This window comes from Pseudomonas sp. JL23, assembly GCF_056933585.1.
On sequence record NZ_CM167795.1, the window covers coordinates 481,830 to 497,592 of the forward strand.

General features: G+C 58.7%; 19 protein-coding genes and 1 tRNA gene. 14 read left to right on the forward strand and 6 right to left on the reverse strand.

The window, feature by feature from the left end:
* The first annotated feature begins 25 nt into the window (after positions 1-25).
* A complete protein-coding gene (gene pdxA / locus AC1Z24_RS02290; protein ID WP_483744405.1) occupies positions 26-1,027 on the forward strand; it encodes a 4-hydroxythreonine-4-phosphate dehydrogenase PdxA in 1,002 nt (333 codons plus the stop codon).
* 40 nt (positions 1,028-1,067) lie between these two features.
* A complete protein-coding gene (locus AC1Z24_RS02295; RefSeq protein ID WP_483744406.1) occupies positions 1,068-1,847 on the forward strand; it encodes a DeoR/GlpR family DNA-binding transcription regulator in 780 nt (259 codons plus the stop codon).
* 122 nt (positions 1,848-1,969) lie between these two features.
* Here the strand turns inward: AC1Z24_RS02295 and AC1Z24_RS02300 are convergent, their stop codons facing one another.
* Together AC1Z24_RS02300 and AC1Z24_RS02305 are read right to left on the reverse strand one after the other, a co-directional pair.
* The gene (locus AC1Z24_RS02300) at positions 1,970-3,019 is read right to left on the reverse strand and encodes a methyl-accepting chemotaxis protein (protein WP_483744407.1); all 1,050 of its coding nucleotides are present in this window, start codon (positions 3,017-3,019) and stop codon (positions 1,970-1,972) included.
* A gap of 253 nt (positions 3,020-3,272) precedes the next feature.
* Positions 3,273-4,337 (reverse strand): FUSC family protein, encoded by a 1,065-nt coding sequence (locus AC1Z24_RS02305; RefSeq protein ID WP_483744408.1) that lies wholly within the window; start codon positions 4,335-4,337, stop codon positions 3,273-3,275.
* A gap of 179 nt (positions 4,338-4,516) precedes the next feature.
* Here AC1Z24_RS02305 and AC1Z24_RS02310 point away from each other — a divergent pair, with 179 nt between their 5' ends.
* From AC1Z24_RS02310 to AC1Z24_RS02340, 7 genes are all read left to right on the forward strand, one after another.
* Positions 4,517-5,137, forward strand: coding sequence for a YjfI family protein (locus AC1Z24_RS02310; protein ID WP_483744409.1), 621 nt, complete (start codon positions 4,517-4,519; stop codon positions 5,135-5,137).
* Between the two features lie 13 nt (positions 5,138-5,150).
* Entirely contained in the window at positions 5,151-5,855 is a 705-nt protein-coding gene (locus tag AC1Z24_RS02315) for a PspA/IM30 family protein (protein WP_259108331.1), read from the forward strand.
* Positions 5,856-5,927: 72 nt separating this feature from the next.
* The gene (locus AC1Z24_RS02320) at positions 5,928-6,488 is read left to right on the forward strand and encodes a rhomboid family intramembrane serine protease (protein ID WP_483744410.1); all 561 of its coding nucleotides are present in this window, start codon (positions 5,928-5,930) and stop codon (positions 6,486-6,488) included.
* Positions 6,489-6,498: 10 nt separating this feature from the next.
* Complete coding sequence (locus AC1Z24_RS02325) at positions 6,499-7,164, forward strand: YjfK family protein (RefSeq protein WP_259108336.1); 666 nt, start codon at positions 6,499-6,501, stop codon at positions 7,162-7,164.
* Between the two features lie 160 nt (positions 7,165-7,324).
* Positions 7,325-7,750, forward strand: coding sequence for a DUF350 domain-containing protein (locus tag AC1Z24_RS02330; protein ID WP_483744411.1), 426 nt, complete (start codon positions 7,325-7,327; stop codon positions 7,748-7,750).
* Between the two features lie 26 nt (positions 7,751-7,776).
* A complete protein-coding gene (locus AC1Z24_RS02335; RefSeq protein ID WP_259108340.1) occupies positions 7,777-8,499 on the forward strand; it encodes a DUF1190 domain-containing protein in 723 nt (240 codons plus the stop codon).
* 14 nt (positions 8,500-8,513) lie between these two features.
* A complete protein-coding gene (locus tag AC1Z24_RS02340; RefSeq protein WP_483744412.1) occupies positions 8,514-9,671 on the forward strand; it encodes a glutathionylspermidine synthase family protein in 1,158 nt (385 codons plus the stop codon).
* 238 nt (positions 9,672-9,909) lie between these two features.
* On the opposite strand, the gene AC1Z24_RS02345 is transcribed toward AC1Z24_RS02340, so the two are convergent.
* Complete coding sequence (locus tag AC1Z24_RS02345) at positions 9,910-10,680, reverse strand: nuclease-related domain-containing protein (RefSeq protein WP_483744413.1); 771 nt, start codon at positions 10,678-10,680, stop codon at positions 9,910-9,912.
* Positions 10,681-10,932: 252 nt separating this feature from the next.
* On the opposite strand from AC1Z24_RS02345, the gene AC1Z24_RS02350 reads away from it, so the two are divergent.
* The 4 genes from AC1Z24_RS02350 to AC1Z24_RS02365 all read left to right on the forward strand — a co-directional run bounded on the left by AC1Z24_RS02350 (position 10,933) and on the right by AC1Z24_RS02365 (position 13,749).
* Positions 10,933-11,139 carry a DMT family transporter gene (locus AC1Z24_RS02350; protein WP_483744414.1) on the forward strand — a complete coding sequence of 69 codons (207 nt, stop codon included), beginning with the start codon at positions 10,933-10,935 and terminating at the stop codon, positions 11,137-11,139.
* Between the two features lie 10 nt (positions 11,140-11,149).
* Positions 11,150-11,878 carry an AraC family transcriptional regulator gene (locus AC1Z24_RS02355; protein WP_483744415.1) on the forward strand — a complete coding sequence of 243 codons (729 nt, stop codon included), beginning with the start codon at positions 11,150-11,152 and terminating at the stop codon, positions 11,876-11,878.
* Between the two features lie 79 nt (positions 11,879-11,957).
* Positions 11,958-12,905, forward strand: a complete 948-nt coding sequence (locus tag AC1Z24_RS02360; protein WP_483744416.1) for a DMT family transporter — start codon at positions 11,958-11,960, stop codon at positions 12,903-12,905.
* A 118-nt stretch (positions 12,906-13,023) separates the two neighbouring features.
* The gene (locus AC1Z24_RS02365) at positions 13,024-13,749 is read left to right on the forward strand and encodes a CatB-related O-acetyltransferase (protein ID WP_483744417.1); all 726 of its coding nucleotides are present in this window, start codon (positions 13,024-13,026) and stop codon (positions 13,747-13,749) included.
* Positions 13,750-13,848: 99 nt separating this feature from the next.
* Here AC1Z24_RS02365 and AC1Z24_RS02370 read toward each other — a convergent pair whose 3' ends face one another.
* A complete protein-coding gene (locus AC1Z24_RS02370; protein ID WP_483744418.1) occupies positions 13,849-14,277 on the reverse strand; it encodes a hypothetical protein in 429 nt (142 codons plus the stop codon).
* Complete coding sequence (locus tag AC1Z24_RS02375; protein WP_483744419.1) at positions 14,240-14,869, reverse strand: nucleotidyltransferase domain-containing protein; 630 nt, start codon at positions 14,867-14,869, stop codon at positions 14,240-14,242. The genes AC1Z24_RS02370 and AC1Z24_RS02375 overlap by 38 nt, the downstream gene beginning before the upstream one ends.
* A gap of 221 nt (positions 14,870-15,090) precedes the next feature.
* Here AC1Z24_RS02375 and AC1Z24_RS02380 point away from each other — a divergent pair, with 221 nt between their 5' ends.
* Positions 15,091-15,291 carry a DUF2442 domain-containing protein gene (locus AC1Z24_RS02380; protein WP_483746505.1) on the forward strand — a complete coding sequence of 67 codons (201 nt, stop codon included), beginning with the start codon at positions 15,091-15,093 and terminating at the stop codon, positions 15,289-15,291.
* Between the two features lie 385 nt (positions 15,292-15,676).
* Here the strand turns inward: AC1Z24_RS02380 and AC1Z24_RS02385 are convergent.
* Positions 15,677-15,753, reverse strand: a tRNA-Ile gene (locus AC1Z24_RS02385).
* Between the last annotated feature and the right edge of the window lie 10 nt (positions 15,754-15,763).

The following is a 15,763-nucleotide window of genomic DNA, read 5'->3' on the forward strand; positions in this document are numbered from 1 at the left end:
TTTCTTAAAGGATTCAGGTAAGCACATGAGCGACTATCTCCCCGTCATCGGCATCACCATGGGCGACGCCAGCGGCGTCGGACCGGAAATCATCGTCAAGAGCCTGACCCACGACATCGTCTACCAACAATGCCGTCCGCTGGTGATCGGCGATGCGCGACGCCTGGAGCAGGCCAACCGCATCGTCAATGGCAGCGCCAAGGTACGGCGAATCAAGGACGCCTCCGAAGCGCTATACGAGCCTGGCACCATCGATTGCGTGGACCTGGACCTGATCCCCGACGACCTGCCGTTCGGCCAGCTTTCGCCGATTGCCGGGGACGCCGCCTACCAGTACATCGCCCGAGCTGTGATCCTGGCCGAAGCGGGGCAGATCGACGCCATCTGCACCGCGCCGCTGAACAAGGAAGCGCTGCACGCCGGTGGCCACAAGTATCCCGGCCATACCGAGATGCTCGCGCATCTGACCCATGTCGACGAAGTGTCGATGATGCTGGTCGCGCCGCAACTGCGGGTGATCCACGTCACCACCCATATCGGCATCATCGACGCCATCCGCAAGATCGAGCCGGGCCTGGTCCGGCGCACCATCGAACGCGGCAATGCGACCCTGATCAAGGCCGGTATTGCTCGCCCGCGCATTGGTGTCTGCGGCATCAATCCCCATGCCGGGGAGAACGGCCTGTTCGGTTATGGCGAGGAAGAAGAGAAGATCATTCCAGCGGTCAAGCTGCTGCAGGAGAAGGGGCTGGATGTTACCGGGCCGCTGCCTGCCGACACGCTGTTCTTCCGCGCCGGACGCGGCGACTTCGATCTGGTGGTGGCGATGTATCACGACCAGGGCCACGGTCCGGTCAAGGTCCTGGGCCTGGAGGCCGGGGTCAATGTGACCGTGGGCCTGGAAGTGATTCGTACCTCAGTGGACCATGGCACTGCGTTCGACATCGCCGGCAAGGGCATCGCCGACGAGCGCAGCCTGCTCGAAGCCTTGCGCCAGGGTGCCGAGCTGGCGACACGCCGGGGCTGAGTCGCGTACTATCGGCGGCCGTCCTGATGCGAGATTTTTCATGAAAGCGAGCGACCGCCACCGCGCCATTCTCGACCTTGTTCGCGCCCGCGATACCAATGTCGAGCAATTGAGTGCCGCGCTCGGTGTGTCCGAAGCCACGGTGCGACGCGACCTGACCATGCTCGCCAAGCAGCGTCATCTAGTGCGCACCCACGGTGGCGCCACGGCGCTGGTCGGCGTGCATGAGCCGGAAGCCTCGTTGGAAGAACGCAAGGCCAGCCAGCGCGATCAGAAAGAAGCCATCGCCCGTGCCGCCGCGGCCCATGTGCAGGACGGCGACACGGTGCTGCTCGATGGCGGCACGACCTGCGCGGCCCTGGCGGTACACCTGTATTCGCGGCAGAACATCCATGTGGTGACCAACAATCTGCTCGCCGTGATGACCCTGGCCAACGCGCCGGGGGTGCAATTGACCCTGATCGGCGGCGACCTGCGCGGCTCAAGCATGAGCACCCTGGGCCCGCTGGCCGAGCTGTCCCTGAGCCGCCTGAGTGTCGACAAGGCTTTCCTCGGCGCCGATGGCGTGGTGGCCGATTTCGGCCTGTGCGAAGCCAGCGCGCAGCAGGCCTATCTCAAGGAATGCATCATCAAGCGCGCAGCTCAGGTCATAGTCCTGGCCGACTCGCAAAAACTTGGCCGCGCCCGGCAACAACACTGGACGCCCATCGAGCGCGAGTGGCTGCTGATCACCTCGACGGCGGACGAGACTGAACTGGCGGCGTTTCGGGCGGTGAAGGATGTGACGGTGCAGGTGGTTGAGTGTTCCATCACTGAATAATCTTGGATTTGCCAGTGGGAGCAAGCGTGCTTGCGAAAGCAGCGTGCCAACCGCCGAAAAATGTACAAGCTGAACCGGCCCCTTCGCAGGCAAGCCTGCTCCCACAAGTGATTCCAGGCTGGCTAAGCGGTTGTTTCAGGATCCGGCAACCGCTGTTCGATCACCCCCAGCCAGCCCATACCTTTGTACGTCTCGAACCCTGGCGTCAGGGAATAACCCTGGATAACGTTGTCCTGCAGGGTGCTGTAGCCGCTCTGCTGGCCGTTCTTGACCTGCAGCTGGATGCTTTCGCCCAGGTGGCTGTCGGTGTCGGAGCTGGCGATGATCCTGTGGTTGGCATCGACCATCATCACCCGGCTGCGCGAGCGTTCTTCGTCGGTCAGGCGTACGCCGTCGATGACGGACGCGGCCTGGGCTTGCCAGTCGAAGAAGATACCGATCACGCCGATGACCGGGCTCAGGCGGTTTTCGCTGCTGCGCACGCCGGCGCTGAAGGCGCAGGTCTGGGCGTTGTTCAGGAGCGGTTCGACGGCCACTTCCCCGGCATAATACTGGTCGCCTGAACTGTGGCGCATGGCCTGGGTGAACCAGGGTGCCTGCGAGACGTCAGCGCCGATCACCTTGCCATGGGCTTTCGGTCGGCCGGAAGCGATGACTTTGCCGCGGCTGTCGGCAACCCAGATATCCAGATACACGGTGTAGCTGTCGAGGATGATGCCCAGACGCTCGCTGGCATGGGCGCAGGTCTCGGCATTGGGGCGCGAAAGCACATCCAGCAGCGAGGCATCGGTCGCCCACCAGCGCACGTCGCAGGTGCGCTCATAGAGGTTGCGGTCGATGATTTCGATCAGATTCAGCGACAAGTCGGCCAGGCGCTGCCCGCGCATGTCGAAGCACATGCTCTGGCCCAGTTCGGTCAGCTCATTGACCGCCGCCTGCAGGTCCTGGGTCAGGCCGCTGGCGATTTTCGAGATGCGCTCGGAGATATTCTTGACCTCTTCGGCCACTACCGAAAAGCCGCGCCCGGCGCTGCCCGCATGGGCCGCTTCGATCAGCGCATTGACCGCCAGCAGGCGTGTCTGGCGGGTGATCATTTGAATATCGCTGACGCCTCGAGTAGCCAGGGCTTCGACTTCTTTCGATAACGTCACAATCCGTTCGGGTTCGATCATGGTGTTCTGCTTAGAGTAATAATTGGCGGCAGCAGAAGAAAGCAAAGGAATACTTGAACGAGGCCAGTAGCTGCCTCGTTAGTTGCGGGTCACGCCCGCTTTATATAGTTAGCAGCCTATTTATTAGTTGGGCTGGCTTTTCGCCATTAAACGCTAGCCGATATAGATATCATTTGTCATGCACAGCACTGCGACCGGAAAAGATTTCACCAGCGGATGTCGCAAAACAAGAAGGCGATGTCGCTTTTATTGATCAGATCTTCCAGCGTCGCGCCGTCTTGGCCAGGCGCTGCTGCATGCCGTCGAGATTGCGCGCCATTTGTTGGGTCAACAGGTGATAGCCGACCAACTCCGGCGGTACTTGCATCGGGGCCGGAGTCGGCTCGGCTGTGCGCTTGAGGCGTTCGGTCGCGCCGGTTTGCAGGGCACGGGCCATGCCGATCAACTGACGGCGAATCAACCGGTGCTCGGCTTCCAGGCAGGCCTTGAGTTCGGTCGGGGCGTTGTCGATATCTTCCGGGCGGATATTGGCGAGTATTTCCAGAGTGCTCAGGCACATGCGGAAATGGCCCTGAATGGCTTCCAACTCGACAATGGAAATGCGCACTTCCTTGGACACCGAAGGCATCAGTGAGCGTAGCTGCAACATGATGGCGTTGAGCCCGCCCATCAACTTCAGATGCTCGTCGGCAGTAATCGCCTGGCCGTGGCTGATGCGCCCGTAGACTTTGGCGCAATCACGCAGGCCCCTGGCCAGGTTGTAGCGCCATGAGTAAACCGCGTAGAGCGGCAGGGCGAAGGAAAAAGCCAGCGCCAAGGCAATACCGATGAGGATATCGACGGTACGCCACAGTCCATCGCTTATGGGGTTGTCTCCATGCCCGGCGACGATAAACAGGGTGATGGCCGACAGCAGTGCGGTGTAACCACCCTTGCCGATGGCGTGATAGGCAAAGAAGCCGCAAGCCAGGGACATGATCATGTAGGTCAGCAGCGGCTGGCCCAGATAATTCTGTTGCGCCACTACCGCCAACCCGAGGCCTGCGCCGATCAGCGTGCCATAGGCGCGTTCCACCGACTTCTTGCCGATATTGCCGTGGTGCTGCAGGCCGCCGATCACGATGAGCATGGTTACCGAGGCCCATTCGCCATGGGGCAGGTTGATGCCGGTGGTGAGCATGATGGTCACCAGCAGGCCGACGACGATCCGTGCAGCGTGGATCAGGCGGGCGTGGCGGTAACGGCGATAAGGATCCAGCAGCGGGCGCAGTACCCGGCGCAGCCAGGCGGGCAGATGGGCGGTGAAAGGCTTCTTCATACAGCAAAAAAATCCAAAGGCTTACGACGCCCTCCAGTAGGCCACAGATTTTTCTGAAAGCAATCGGCGATCTCTCTCTATTCAAAATGAGATTTTTCTCACATGTGAGGACTTGCGCGTCTTCGATTTCAGGCCTAGTGTATGCCCTCATCACATGTGAGATTCACAGAGGCGCCGAAATGGCTCGGAAAACTTCAACCGATTACATGCGTGAAATGCGCGCACGGCTGACAGCTGCCGGGCTCGTGAAACGAGAGCTGTATGTTCTTCCGGAAAACGCAGATGTCCTGCGAACGATCGAGAAAGCCCTACGCCAGCCCTACCGGGGCAACCGAGTCAAACTGGAGCAATTCATGACGGAAAATACCAACTGGACCATCGACACGCTGCATGCGGCCCTGGTCGAGCAAGACGCGGTCAGGAACAACGAAATTGAACTGACCCTGCTGCAGGGCGCCGAGCCGAGCCTGCAGTTGACCATGCATCAGTTTGGCGGCCTGCCGATCATCATCGCCATTGCCGGCAACCAGATTCTGGTGGACTCGGTGCTGGTCTACACCTCCCAGGTCAAGGACGCTGCCGAGTTCAACGACGCCGTACTGCGCAGCCGGGACATTTTCCCGCTGTCGTCCATCGGCATCGAGACCATGCCCAATGGCGAGGCTGTCTACAACATGTTCGGCGCCCTCAGCGCGGCTTCGTCCCTGAGTGTGATCGTCCATGAAGTCCTCACCCTGGCGGACAACGTTATCCGTGCCGCCGAAGCCTACGAACACTTTTTAACTGCCGATTCGAAGTAAGGGAGACGTATTCATGAGCCTTTGGAAAAAAATGGTAACGGCCCTGCGCGGTGGTGCTTCGGAAGTTGGCGAAGCCATCGTCGATTCGCAAGCTCTGCGCATTCTTGATCAGGAAATCCGCGACGCCGACGCCTCGATGCTCGCCGCGCGCAACCAGCTGATTCAGATCAAGGCCAAGCACAAGCTGTCGGTACAGCGTGTTGAAGAACACGACAAAAACATCGCCAACTGGGAACAGAAGGCCATGGCCGCGCTGAACCAGGGCGAAGAAGGCCTGGCCACCGAGTGCGCTGAAAAGGTCGCCGAGCTGACCGGCCTGCGCGATCAGGAGAAAACCGCTGCCGACCAGTTCGGTGCTCAGGTCGCCAAGCTGACTGCCCAGGTCACCAAAGCTGAAACCCAGATCAAGGGGCTGCGCCAGCAGGCAGACATGGCCAAGGCGCGTGACAGTGTGCAGCGTGCGCAGATCAATGCTGCAGCTGCTACCGGTGGCGCCAATGGCCGTCTGGAAACCGCCGTGGGTTCCCTGGCGCGCATCAAGCAGCGTCAGGATGAACAGGACGCCAAGCTCGAAGCCGCTGAAGAGCTGGCCGATGCGGCCAATGGCGGTGACCTGGAGCGTCGCCTGCAAGACGCGGGTATCGGCGCGAAAACCGGCGGTGCCGCCGACGTACTGGCCCGTCTGAAAGCACAGAGTCAGGCCGGCAAAGACGCGTAACCGGCACGACTACAAGGGGCAGGCGTACTGTTCGCCGGCCCTTTTTTCTGTGCGCTTTTCAGGGGTGTGAACATGAAGGTTGGAAACGGCCTGAGGCTTGTCCTCGGTCTTGCTGCCCTGATGATCGTGGTTCAGATAATCAATTCCGTGACCGGCAATAGCCTGCTCCATCATGGCCTGTTGCCGCGCACGCTCACAGGGCTGCAAGGCATCCTGTTCGCGCCGTTTCTGCACGGCTCGGTGCGCCACTTGCTGGGTAACTTGCTGCCCTTCGTCGTGCTCAGTTCGCTGGTACTGAGTGAGGGCGTATCGCGTTATGTGCGAGTGACAGTGCTGATTGCGATTCTTGGCGGTCTGATGGTCTGGGTCGTCGGTCGGCCGCTCATGCATGTGGGCGCCAGCGGCGTGATTTTCGGGCTCTGGACTTACCTGCTGGCCAGGGCCTGGTATCAGCGCAGTCTGCTCAGTCTTGCCGTCGCTAGCGTTGCGTTGATTGGCTACAGCGGCTTGCTGCTGGGTTTCGTGCCGGTGCCGGGAGTTTCGATTGAGTCACACCTTTGCGGCGCCATAGCCGGTATCTTCGTCGCCTGGCTGATGCATGGCAAAAGCCTGGGCGAGCAAGCAGCGACTTAAGGAAAGCATTATGAGCTGGATAAAACGTGTTCTCGGCCTGCAAGCGCCGAATCGGCCGGGGGATGCCCCGTTGAATCCGGTCCCGGCCGGCAATCCGTTCGGGCTGGCGTCCGGGCGCATGCTGGATCTGGATGACTCCCTCAAGCTGCTGCTCGATGGCCATTCGGAACTGGTGGTGCCCAACGAGGAAGTGGTCTGGGCGGTCGGTCATGTCGACCTGGGGCAGTCCATGCGCCTTGTGCGGTTCTACTTCGAGGACGAAGACTACTGGCTGCAGGTGATCATGAACGGCTCGGCCACCGAGGACGTGCAGGACATCATCCTGTTCGGCTACAGCAGCGTGGTCACCATCAATAGCGAGGCCGAGCTGAAACGCCTGGTCGGCCCGCAATCGCAGATCGGCCTGCCGGTCTACGAGCACGAAGGCTACGAATACGGCCGTCAGTGGGGCACTGAACAGGGTCAGACCGAACTGACGCCGATGACCGAGCAGGTCACCAACCCGGAAACGTCTTACCGCATCCAGCACCTGAGCATGCTGTATGCGCGGGATACCGGGCTGATTGATCGTCGCGAGTTTCTGCTGCTGTCGGTCGAGGAAGATGAAGAGGGCAATGTGTCCCTGACGACCTCGGTGGGTGTCACGTTGCAGTCGACGGATTTTACCGTTCTGTAAGCATTTCTAATGTGGGACCGGCTTCAGCCGGGAAGGCGTAGGTATGGCTGACAGATTTCTATCGTCGATCATATCGTCTTCCCGGCTAAAGCCGGTCCCACCTGGCTCGTTCCTATCGTTCACCAGCTATGTTGTTTGTCTCATTTAAAAGGAAGTAACCATGCTTGATATGTTGCGTATGTCGCTCAACGCCCAGGCGGTCACCAGTTTTGTTGTGTATATCGTCGTCGCAGCGCTGTTGTTCGCGCTGTTCCAGTTCGCCTATACGCGCATGACCCCGCATAAGGAATTCACCCTGATCCGTGAAGGCAACGTGGCTGCAGCCGTGGCCCTGGGCGGTGCGTTGATCGGCTTCGCTTTGCCTGCGAGCAATATTATTTCCTACAGCGTCAGTGTGCTGGATGCCGTGGTCTGGGCGTTGATCGCGGGCGTCGTGCAACTGCTTGCGTTCAGTGTTACCAGCGTGGTGCTCAAGGGCTTGTCCGCACGGATTGCCAAGGGCGAAATCGCTGCAGCCATCTATGCCGCCAGCGTGTCGATCAGTGTCGGCCTGCTCAATTCGGCCTGCATGACGCCTGCGACCTGATCGCCCGCTATCGAAAGGAGTATTCGATGAGACGCAGTTCCTTGAAGCTGGTCCTGGCCAGCACCCTGCCGCTGGCGATCAGCGCGTGCAGCAAGCCGGATGACACGGTAGAGGTCAACACCCGCACCACCTTCACGACGGTGCAGGCCTGTGTGGATCAGAAGTTTCCCGTGGATGTTTGCTCCGACGCCTATATGAACGCTCTGGCGGATCATCGGCGGATCGCCCCGACTTATGATGATCAGGCTTCTTGTGAAGCGGATTTCGTCCCTGATTATTGCCAGCCTAATTCAGACGGTAAGTTCACGCCCAAGCTCGCCGGTTTCGAGCTGGGGGTTTCCGGTCGGCTGCCGAAAGACCAGGTCGCCGCAGCTCAGACCCAGGCCAACAATAATGGCGGCTCCGGCGGGGGCAACGGTTTCCTCACCGGCCTGCTGATCGGCAATCTGCTCAGCAGCAACAATGGCAGCAACAATTACTACTCGCAGCCGATCTACCAGACCCGCGACTCCCGTGGCGCCTATCAAAGCTCGACTCTGTCGAAGCAGATCGAGGACGGCAAGAGTTTCGGCCGCTCCACTCAGGCTCGCTCCAGTTCCACCGGCAGCTACAGCTCCGACACCCTGGCGCGCAATCTGGGCAGCGGCTCGGTCTCGTCCTCGGTTTCCCGCGGCGGCTTCGGCAGCCAGGCCACTGCACGCAGTGGTTGGGGTGGCAAGAGCAGTGGTGGTTTCAGCTCGGGCGGCTGACAGGAGCGACATGGATGAAACGTATCGAGATCGCGGAGCGCTCCGACTGGCAGCAGACCGCCGAGCGTGAGGGCTTCGACTTTCACACCATCGGCGGCGAGCGCTATTGGGATGAGCGCGCCTATTACCAGTTCACGGAAGAACAGATCACCAAGGATATCGAAGCGCCGACTCAGGAACTGCATGCCATGTGCCTGGACGTTGTCGAGCGGGTAGTGGACAGTGAAGAACTGCTGACCCGCCTGGCCATCCCGCCAGCGTTCTTCGACCTGGTGCGCACCTCATGGAAGGAGGGGCATCCTCATCTCTATGGGCGCTTCGATTTCAGCTACGACGGCGTCAATCCCGCCAAGCTGCTCGAAGCCAATATGGACACGCCGACCTCCCTGTACGAGGCGGCGGCCTTTCAGTTGATCTGGCTGGAGGAGCAGATCGCCCGGGGCGTGTTGCCTGCCCAGGCCTCGCAATTCAACTCTCTGGCCGAGGACCTGGTGCGCGCCTTTGCCGCCATTCCACCGGGCGGGCGATTTTATTTTTCGGCGATGTCCGGCTCCATCGAGGATCGCGGCACCACCGACTTCATGCGCAAGATGGCCGAACATATCGGCATCGAAACGCGGCATATCGATATCGAGGATATCGGCCTGACCCCCGAAGGGCGCTTCGTCGATCTGGATGGGCAATGGATCGAGCGCATCTTCAAACTGCACGCTTGGGAGCATGTGTTCCATGAACCCAACGGCCAGGCTATCCCCGGCTGCGACACGCAATTCATTGAGCCGGCATGGAAGTCGATCATATCCAACAAAGGCATCCTGCCCTTGCTCTGGGAGCTCAACGAAGGCCACCCCAATCTGCTGCCGTCCTTCGTCGATAAAGACCCGCGCGCGCCAGTGGCAAAGGGCTGGGTACGCAAGCCGTACTTCTCCCGCGAAGGCGCCAATATCGAAATCCGCACCCCTGGCGATCAAGTCATCTTTGAAGACGGCCCCTACAACGATGCGCCCTACATCCTTCAACAATTCGCGCCACTGCCGCGCTTTGGCGACAGCTATACGCTGATCGGTTCGTGGGTGATCGGCGACACCGCTTCAGGGATCGGCATTCGTGAGGACGACAGCCTGATCACCAAGGACAGCAGTCGGTTTCTGCCTCACGTTGTGCTGGATTGATTGCTTATACCTGTAGGCGTCGAGCATGCTCGCGAAGAGGCCGGAGCGTGCACGGAGTAAAAAAACCGCCTGACCAGCGGCATCGAGGTGATTTGTGGTGGCACCGGATTCAGCCGGGAAGTCGGTATTGCAGATGATAGATATTTATTGATTTTGCCTGCCCTACATTTGGTCTGTTTTTGCTGAGCGGCAGCGGGGTGTCGAAGAGTTCTGCAGTGCTTCACTTTGACTCCACGATTCAAAGCGACTGGGTAATCCTGCACTTGGGATAAGCCGAACATCCCCAGAACGGCTGCCCAACTTTCTCACCCGTCTTACGAGTGCGAATAATCAATGCACTGCCGCATTTCGGACATTGCCGCCGGGCGTTCGGGTCATGGCGCTGTTTGAGGTTGTGCAGATGCTCGCGATGAGTCGCCCGGCTCGGCGCACGCCGCCCGTCATGCAGGATTTTCAGCAAAGCCTCGACCTCTGTCTCACTGAACACCGGCTGCCGGAATGAGCGGATATAACGGATAAAACCCATGCCCTCGGTGACGTTAACCGGCATTTGAGTCTTGAAGCGGCTGCCACCGACAAAGCTGATAACCGAATGCAGCCGCTCGGACGCAACACCCAGCGTTGCCTCAAGCGCCTTGAGATGTTTGTAGTTCTGTCGCAATGGATTCTGAAATTTGAACGTGCGGCGATAAAGCTTCTGCGTCCACTGGGCCTGATCCGGCGTGCCGAAAATCCAGCCGCGCATATTCTTGGTTTCAAGTACGAAGATGCCGAAGGTCGAGACAAATACATGGTCGATCTGCGTGGTGCCATCTGGCGTGTCCAAGGTGACATTGTGCACGCTGCGATAAGTGCTTTTATCCAGCCGCCAGCCCGCGAACAAACGCACCTGCCACTCACCGATATGTCCCTTGGCCCAGGGAGAGTTGAGCAGGACGAGCAGCACTATCAGGGGAATGAGCCAGGTCAGGGTTGGCAGGAAGTGGGGGATGAAGGGGATGAAGTCCATTTCTCAACCATTGGGCATTCTTGGATAAGTGGATATTACCGAAAGCGCCCGCGCGTAGGATCTTTCTCGATCTTTGAGGTGAATCAGGAGTTTATTCGGCTCATTTCGTGAGCCGAATAGGCAAATTATTCGGCTCATTGCACGCAATCCCTCCGTATAAGGTCGTCCGGCTCGGCAACAAGGCATAATCCCCTCATCAAACAGCAGATTACGCGGCTCTGGCCCAGTCTGTTTTGCGGGCTGTTCATCTGCATGAGCATGTACCTGCTGTCCCTGGCGGCCAGGAGCATTCCGGTCGGCACGGCCTACGCGGTCTGGGTCGGTATCGGTGCATTGGGCACCGCGATCTACGGTATGGCTTTTCTTGGTGAAGACCGCAGCGTGATGCGGGTATTGTGCTTTATGCTGATCCTGGCCGGGATCGTCGGGCTTAAACTGATTTCTGTGGAAAAGGCTTAGGAGGCAGGGCGTGGACTTCGCTCTGGAAATTCGTACCTACCAGACGGAAAACCCTGACCACCAACATGACTTCGCGCAGTTGGTGTTGCCTATCCATGGCCGTATGGAAATCGACGTGGATGGCCGCAGCGGCTATGTTGATCACTCCCTTGCCGCGCTGGTTTCGCCCGGTTCCACCCATTCGCAGATGACTCAGCGTGACAGCCGTTTCCTGATCCTCGACTGCCCGGTAACAGCCCTGGAAAATATGCAGCTGGCGCAGCTGTCCCGGCGCATCTACGTGCCGATTCCACCCGCGACCCGTCGCCTGATCGAGTTTGCCGAACTGACTGGCAACGACCAACTTGCCGTCAACGCCGCGCAACTGGCGCCGTTGCTGCTTGCTTCCCTGAGTACACGACCGTTGGTCTACTCGGGCGCAATGGATCGTCTGCTCACGCGCATGCGCGCCTATCCCGGCGCCAGTTGGAGCAACGAAGCCATGGCGAAGGTCGCCGCTATGAGCATGAGCCAACTGCACCAACGCTTTCGCCAGTTATTCGAGCAGACGCCCCAGGCCTGGCTGGCCGAGCTGCGTATGCAGGAAGCGCAACGCTGGCTATGTGACAGCGCACTACCAATCGCCGATATCGCCCTGCGCTGCGGTTTCTCCGATCAGGCTGCCCTGACCCGGGCCATGCAACGCCTGTGCGGCACCACCCCGGCGGTCTATCGCCGCCTGGGCCAACAGCCTCGGTAAAAAATCCCAGAGTTATCGACAATACCTCACCGCAATCCTTGAGCAGACTTCGCACTTTGCAGTCTTGGGTGCGGACACCATGTTTATCGATCGATCATTGGCCAAAGGCCTGAGCTACGGCATCGGCGCAGGGTTGTGCTGGGGCGTGATTTTCCTCGGCCCGGCGCTCACTCCAGGCTTGAGTGGCCTGCAATTCGCGGTGCTGCGCTTTCTTTGTTATGGCGTGTTTTCTGTAGCGCTGCTGATGCCGCGCTGGCGCGATGTCTGTTCCCGGCTCACCCGCGCGGACTGGAAATCACTGTTCTGGCTCAGCCTGATCGGCAACCTGCTCTATTACTCCCTTGTCGGCAGCGCGGTACAACGCGTCGGCATCGCCACCACCTCCCTGATCGTCGGCCTGATCCCCGTGGTCATTACCCTGGCTGGCCGCAACGACGCCAACGCGGTAGCCCTGACGCGCCTCATACCCTCCCTGTGCTGTGCGATCACCGGCGTAGTACTGATCAGCCTGAGTGCACTTCAGCGCGGTGAAAATACCGAGATGCGCGTAGGCAATGTTCTGGGTCTCCTCTGCGCAACCGGCGCGATGATCAGCTGGAGCTGGTACGCCGTCAGCAACGCCCGCCGCCTTAAAGCGATCGCCAAGGTCTCGGCCCACGAATGGTCCCTGCTAACCGGCATCACGACCGGCGCGCTGGCGCTGCTTTTGGCGATCCCGGTTTTTGCGCTGGAAGGCTCGACCTACGGCACTGCCGAGTGGATCAACTTCCTGATGGTGGCGGGCGGCGTCGCGCTGCTCTCATCCTTAGTCGGCGGCGCCTGCTGGAACCAGGCCAGCCGCCTGCTGCCCTTGGCCCTCGGCAGCCAGGTGTTGGTAATCGAAACATTGGCCGGATTGCTGTTCGGGTTTCTCTGGGAACAGCGCTTGCCCAGCCTGCTGGAAGTGGTTGCGATGGGGTTGTTGGTGAGCGGGGTGGTGTGGTGTCTGGGGTGTTATCGGGGGAGGGCGGGGCGGGTGGTGGTTTGATGGGGGGGCTAGTCAGGACCTTTGCCCATCAATTTTAAGAATTGCCTGACAGATTCAGATGCACCCATCCTGCTAAAACGGAACGCCTCCCCAAGTCTCAAAACAAGGAACCAGTCGGGTGTTCTACCTCAAAAATCTCTACTGGAAACGCTGGATCAAGCGCCATGGCTGCAAGGTGGCCAATGGTTTGCGATCCATTCACGACGGCACTGAGCTGCTGATCGAAGAAGGTGTCAGGCTCGGCGATGTTGGGATCTCAGCCAAGCGCATCTATATCGGCGCCCACAGTTACATCCGCAGCGGCAGTTATCTTTCACTGGTATCCTCGATCGGCCGTTTCTGCTGCATTGGCAGCAACGTATTCATCGGCCAGGAGAAACACACCCACCCCAGCACATGGTTGAGTACCCACCCGTTTCAATACACCCACTCCCCGCTGGCGTATCACGCCCCGACGACCCATACGGTCATCGGACATGATGTATGGATTGGGCATAGCGCGACAATCATGGAGGGCGTCACGGTCGGCACTGGCGCGATTATTGGCACTGGGGCCATGGTGACCAAAGATGTGCCACCTTACGCTGTGGTTTGCGGCGTACCGGCCAAGGTTGTGAAATATCGTTTTTCGCAGGAGATTTGCATACGGTTGTTGGCTTCGAAATGGTGGGAGCGCTCGATTGAGGATTTGCACAGGCTGCCTCTGAACGATCCTTTGGCATCTCTCGACGTCATAGAGGCTGTTTGCCCATCGTCTGCAAACTACCCGATGATCCGGCTGACCCGACAGAATGGCACTGTGTGGAATGCCGACGACCATCATGAGAATGAGCGTCATGTCTAGGGAGATCACCACGCTTCCATAATCGGCCTATTGGCTTGCAGTAGGCGCTTGTGATTCGGCTACCTGGACAACCTTGGGCGTGAAGGTCCGACATCTAACTTATTCAAACGCGCTGATTGCTTGTTGGACCAGAGGCAGTAGGGCGTCGGCTGCAGATACGAGCTCCGCTAGTAAAGCTTCATCCACATCTAGATAGCCTTCGTACTCTGCAAGGTTGCGCCGCTCATGGCAGTGGGCAAAAAGACGCATCTGGACTTTGTTGAGCCCAACGGTATGCGTCAGGCACTGAAACACGAGGTATCGGCGATCAGAGCGATAGCCTTTCGTGCGCAAGGCAGCCAAAGCCAAGGCATGTGCCGCGTTATAAGCCAGATCGAAACGACTGGAGAACGACAGGGCGGAAATCCTAGCATCGTTCAAGCGGTCAATCGCCGAATTAAGCAGCCCAACGCACTCTTTGTGATCCAAGGGTTCGGCTTTGAGGGCGCCACTACGTACCAGATTTTCCAGGTTTTCGTTGATGTTCATCAGAAGTTTGTTCCGGGTTTTGACCCAGCAATTTTATTTTGTCTTGCTGTGACACCCGCACTACAAAGCTATTACCCGCTGCTTTTTTTGCATGCCAGTCTGCCGGGGTATAAAGCGTGGGATTGATGGTACGACCAAGCTGCTCTTCCACTGGTAGCAGGCATTCCATCAGGTCGCCATAGCTCAGGTTTTCGCCGATCAGCATCAGGTCAATATCGCTCCCCGCATGCTCGTTGCCCTTGGCGATGGAGCCGTAGATGAAGGCCCAGGCAATATGCTCAGCTTGTGGGGCTATAGCGGCGCGGATCTGCTCGGCAATACCGAAGGTCTTGCGCACTATGCCCAGCAGCTCTGCATAGATCGGACATTCCGGATTGGCCTGATAGTGCGTTTGATTGCCCTGCCGACGCATCGTCAGAATGCCTGCGTTATGGAGACGTTCCAGCTCACGCATCAGGCTGCCCTTGCCTACCTGGGCCCAGCGGGCGATCTCATTGGCGTAAAAACTCTGATCCGGTTTACCGTACAGCAAGCCAAAGACTCTCTGTTGGGTCGCCGAAAACAGGGCGTTGCTGATTGAAATGGTGGGCATAGGGAAATCGAAAGGTCCTAAAAAAGGAACGATAGGTCCCTTTCTGGGAACCTTCAAGGTTTATGATTGATCTGTTTCACGCAAAAGGCATCAATGTATTGAGTGATAAGCCGAGCTCAGGATAGAAAGCCTTGGTTGGACGATGCGAGGAGTGCGATGAAATCAACAAAACGCCCGCGCTTGCAAGCTGTGCAGGCAGGACCCGACTAACCTTGAGTCTCATGTTTATAGATGGACGACATCTTATTGTGGATATGAGTGGGGATGTGCAGATTCTATCCGGTCTTGCGCCACTGAAAGATGCCGATGCGTTTTCTGAAGTGACGCTGGGGCACGAGGGGTGGACTGTCGAATGGCCGGATTTGGATATCCAAATCGGCGCCGATACGCTTTATTTTGATGCTTTGGCTTGGAGTTCTTAGGGAGGATTTCAGAAAGCTGTGTTTGCCGCATAGCGGCGACACCAAAGGTTCGCGTCACGGGCACCTCCTTGAGCTGCGCGTACAACATGCCGTAGCCGTTTCGTGTGCGGTATGCATTTGATCCTCGCCGTTGATCCATCTTGGTGAAGATCGAGAACCTCGTCAGCTAAGACTTCCTGCGCGCTACCCATTACATCCCTCTGACCCGGTCCTGTCCCGGATTTTTGTTAAAAGATGTAAAGGTGATGCTTTCCCACTGGGGGCATGGGCTGGTTCCGCGTGGATGTGGACGTTTTGTGGACGTTTTGCCCTTTTCGCCATTTTTGAAACGAGCTTTTCAGAATCCCCAAAACGACGAAAGCCGCGCAATGCGCGGCTTTCAAGTTGGTGGGCCCACACGGACTCGAACCGTGGACCAAAGGATTATGAGTCCTCTGCTCTAACCGACTGAGCTATAGGCCCTCAGTAGGTC

What these genes read in the sequence shown, in the direction of transcription:
- AC1Z24_RS02295 (WP_483744406.1), top strand. Translation starts at nt 1,068, where the DNA reads ATGAAAGCGAGCGACCGCCACCGCGCCATTCTCGACCTTGTTCGCGCC.
- AC1Z24_RS02310 (WP_483744409.1), top strand. Translation starts at nt 4,517, where the DNA reads ATGGCTCGGAAAACTTCAACCGATTACATGCGTGAAATGCGCGCACGG.
- pdxA (WP_483744405.1), top strand. Translation starts at nt 26, where the DNA reads ATGAGCGACTATCTCCCCGTCATCGGCATCACCATGGGCGACGCCAGC.
- AC1Z24_RS02345 (WP_483744413.1), bottom strand. Translation starts at nt 10,680, where the DNA reads ATGGACTTCATCCCCTTCATCCCCCACTTCCTGCCAACCCTGACCTGG.
- AC1Z24_RS02340 (WP_483744412.1), top strand. Translation starts at nt 8,514, where the DNA reads ATGAAACGTATCGAGATCGCGGAGCGCTCCGACTGGCAGCAGACCGCC.
- AC1Z24_RS02320 (WP_483744410.1), top strand. Translation starts at nt 5,928, where the DNA reads ATGAAGGTTGGAAACGGCCTGAGGCTTGTCCTCGGTCTTGCTGCCCTG.
- AC1Z24_RS02350 (WP_483744414.1), top strand. Translation starts at nt 10,933, where the DNA reads ATGAGCATGTACCTGCTGTCCCTGGCGGCCAGGAGCATTCCGGTCGGC.
- AC1Z24_RS02335 (WP_259108340.1), top strand. Translation starts at nt 7,777, where the DNA reads ATGAGACGCAGTTCCTTGAAGCTGGTCCTGGCCAGCACCCTGCCGCTG.
- AC1Z24_RS02315 (WP_259108331.1), top strand. Translation starts at nt 5,151, where the DNA reads ATGAGCCTTTGGAAAAAAATGGTAACGGCCCTGCGCGGTGGTGCTTCG.
- AC1Z24_RS02370 (WP_483744418.1), bottom strand. Translation starts at nt 14,277, where the DNA reads ATGAACATCAACGAAAACCTGGAAAATCTGGTACGTAGTGGCGCCCTC.
- AC1Z24_RS02375 (WP_483744419.1), bottom strand. Translation starts at nt 14,869, where the DNA reads ATGCCCACCATTTCAATCAGCAACGCCCTGTTTTCGGCGACCCAACAG.
- AC1Z24_RS02380 (WP_483746505.1), top strand. Translation starts at nt 15,091, where the DNA reads ATGTTTATAGATGGACGACATCTTATTGTGGATATGAGTGGGGATGTG.
- AC1Z24_RS02360 (WP_483744416.1), top strand. Translation starts at nt 11,958, where the DNA reads ATGTTTATCGATCGATCATTGGCCAAAGGCCTGAGCTACGGCATCGGC.
- AC1Z24_RS02325 (WP_259108336.1), top strand. Translation starts at nt 6,499, where the DNA reads ATGAGCTGGATAAAACGTGTTCTCGGCCTGCAAGCGCCGAATCGGCCG.
- AC1Z24_RS02305 (WP_483744408.1), bottom strand. Translation starts at nt 4,337, where the DNA reads ATGAAGAAGCCTTTCACCGCCCATCTGCCCGCCTGGCTGCGCCGGGTA.
- AC1Z24_RS02300 (WP_483744407.1), bottom strand. Translation starts at nt 3,019, where the DNA reads ATGATCGAACCCGAACGGATTGTGACGTTATCGAAAGAAGTCGAAGCC.
- AC1Z24_RS02330 (WP_483744411.1), top strand. Translation starts at nt 7,325, where the DNA reads ATGCTTGATATGTTGCGTATGTCGCTCAACGCCCAGGCGGTCACCAGT.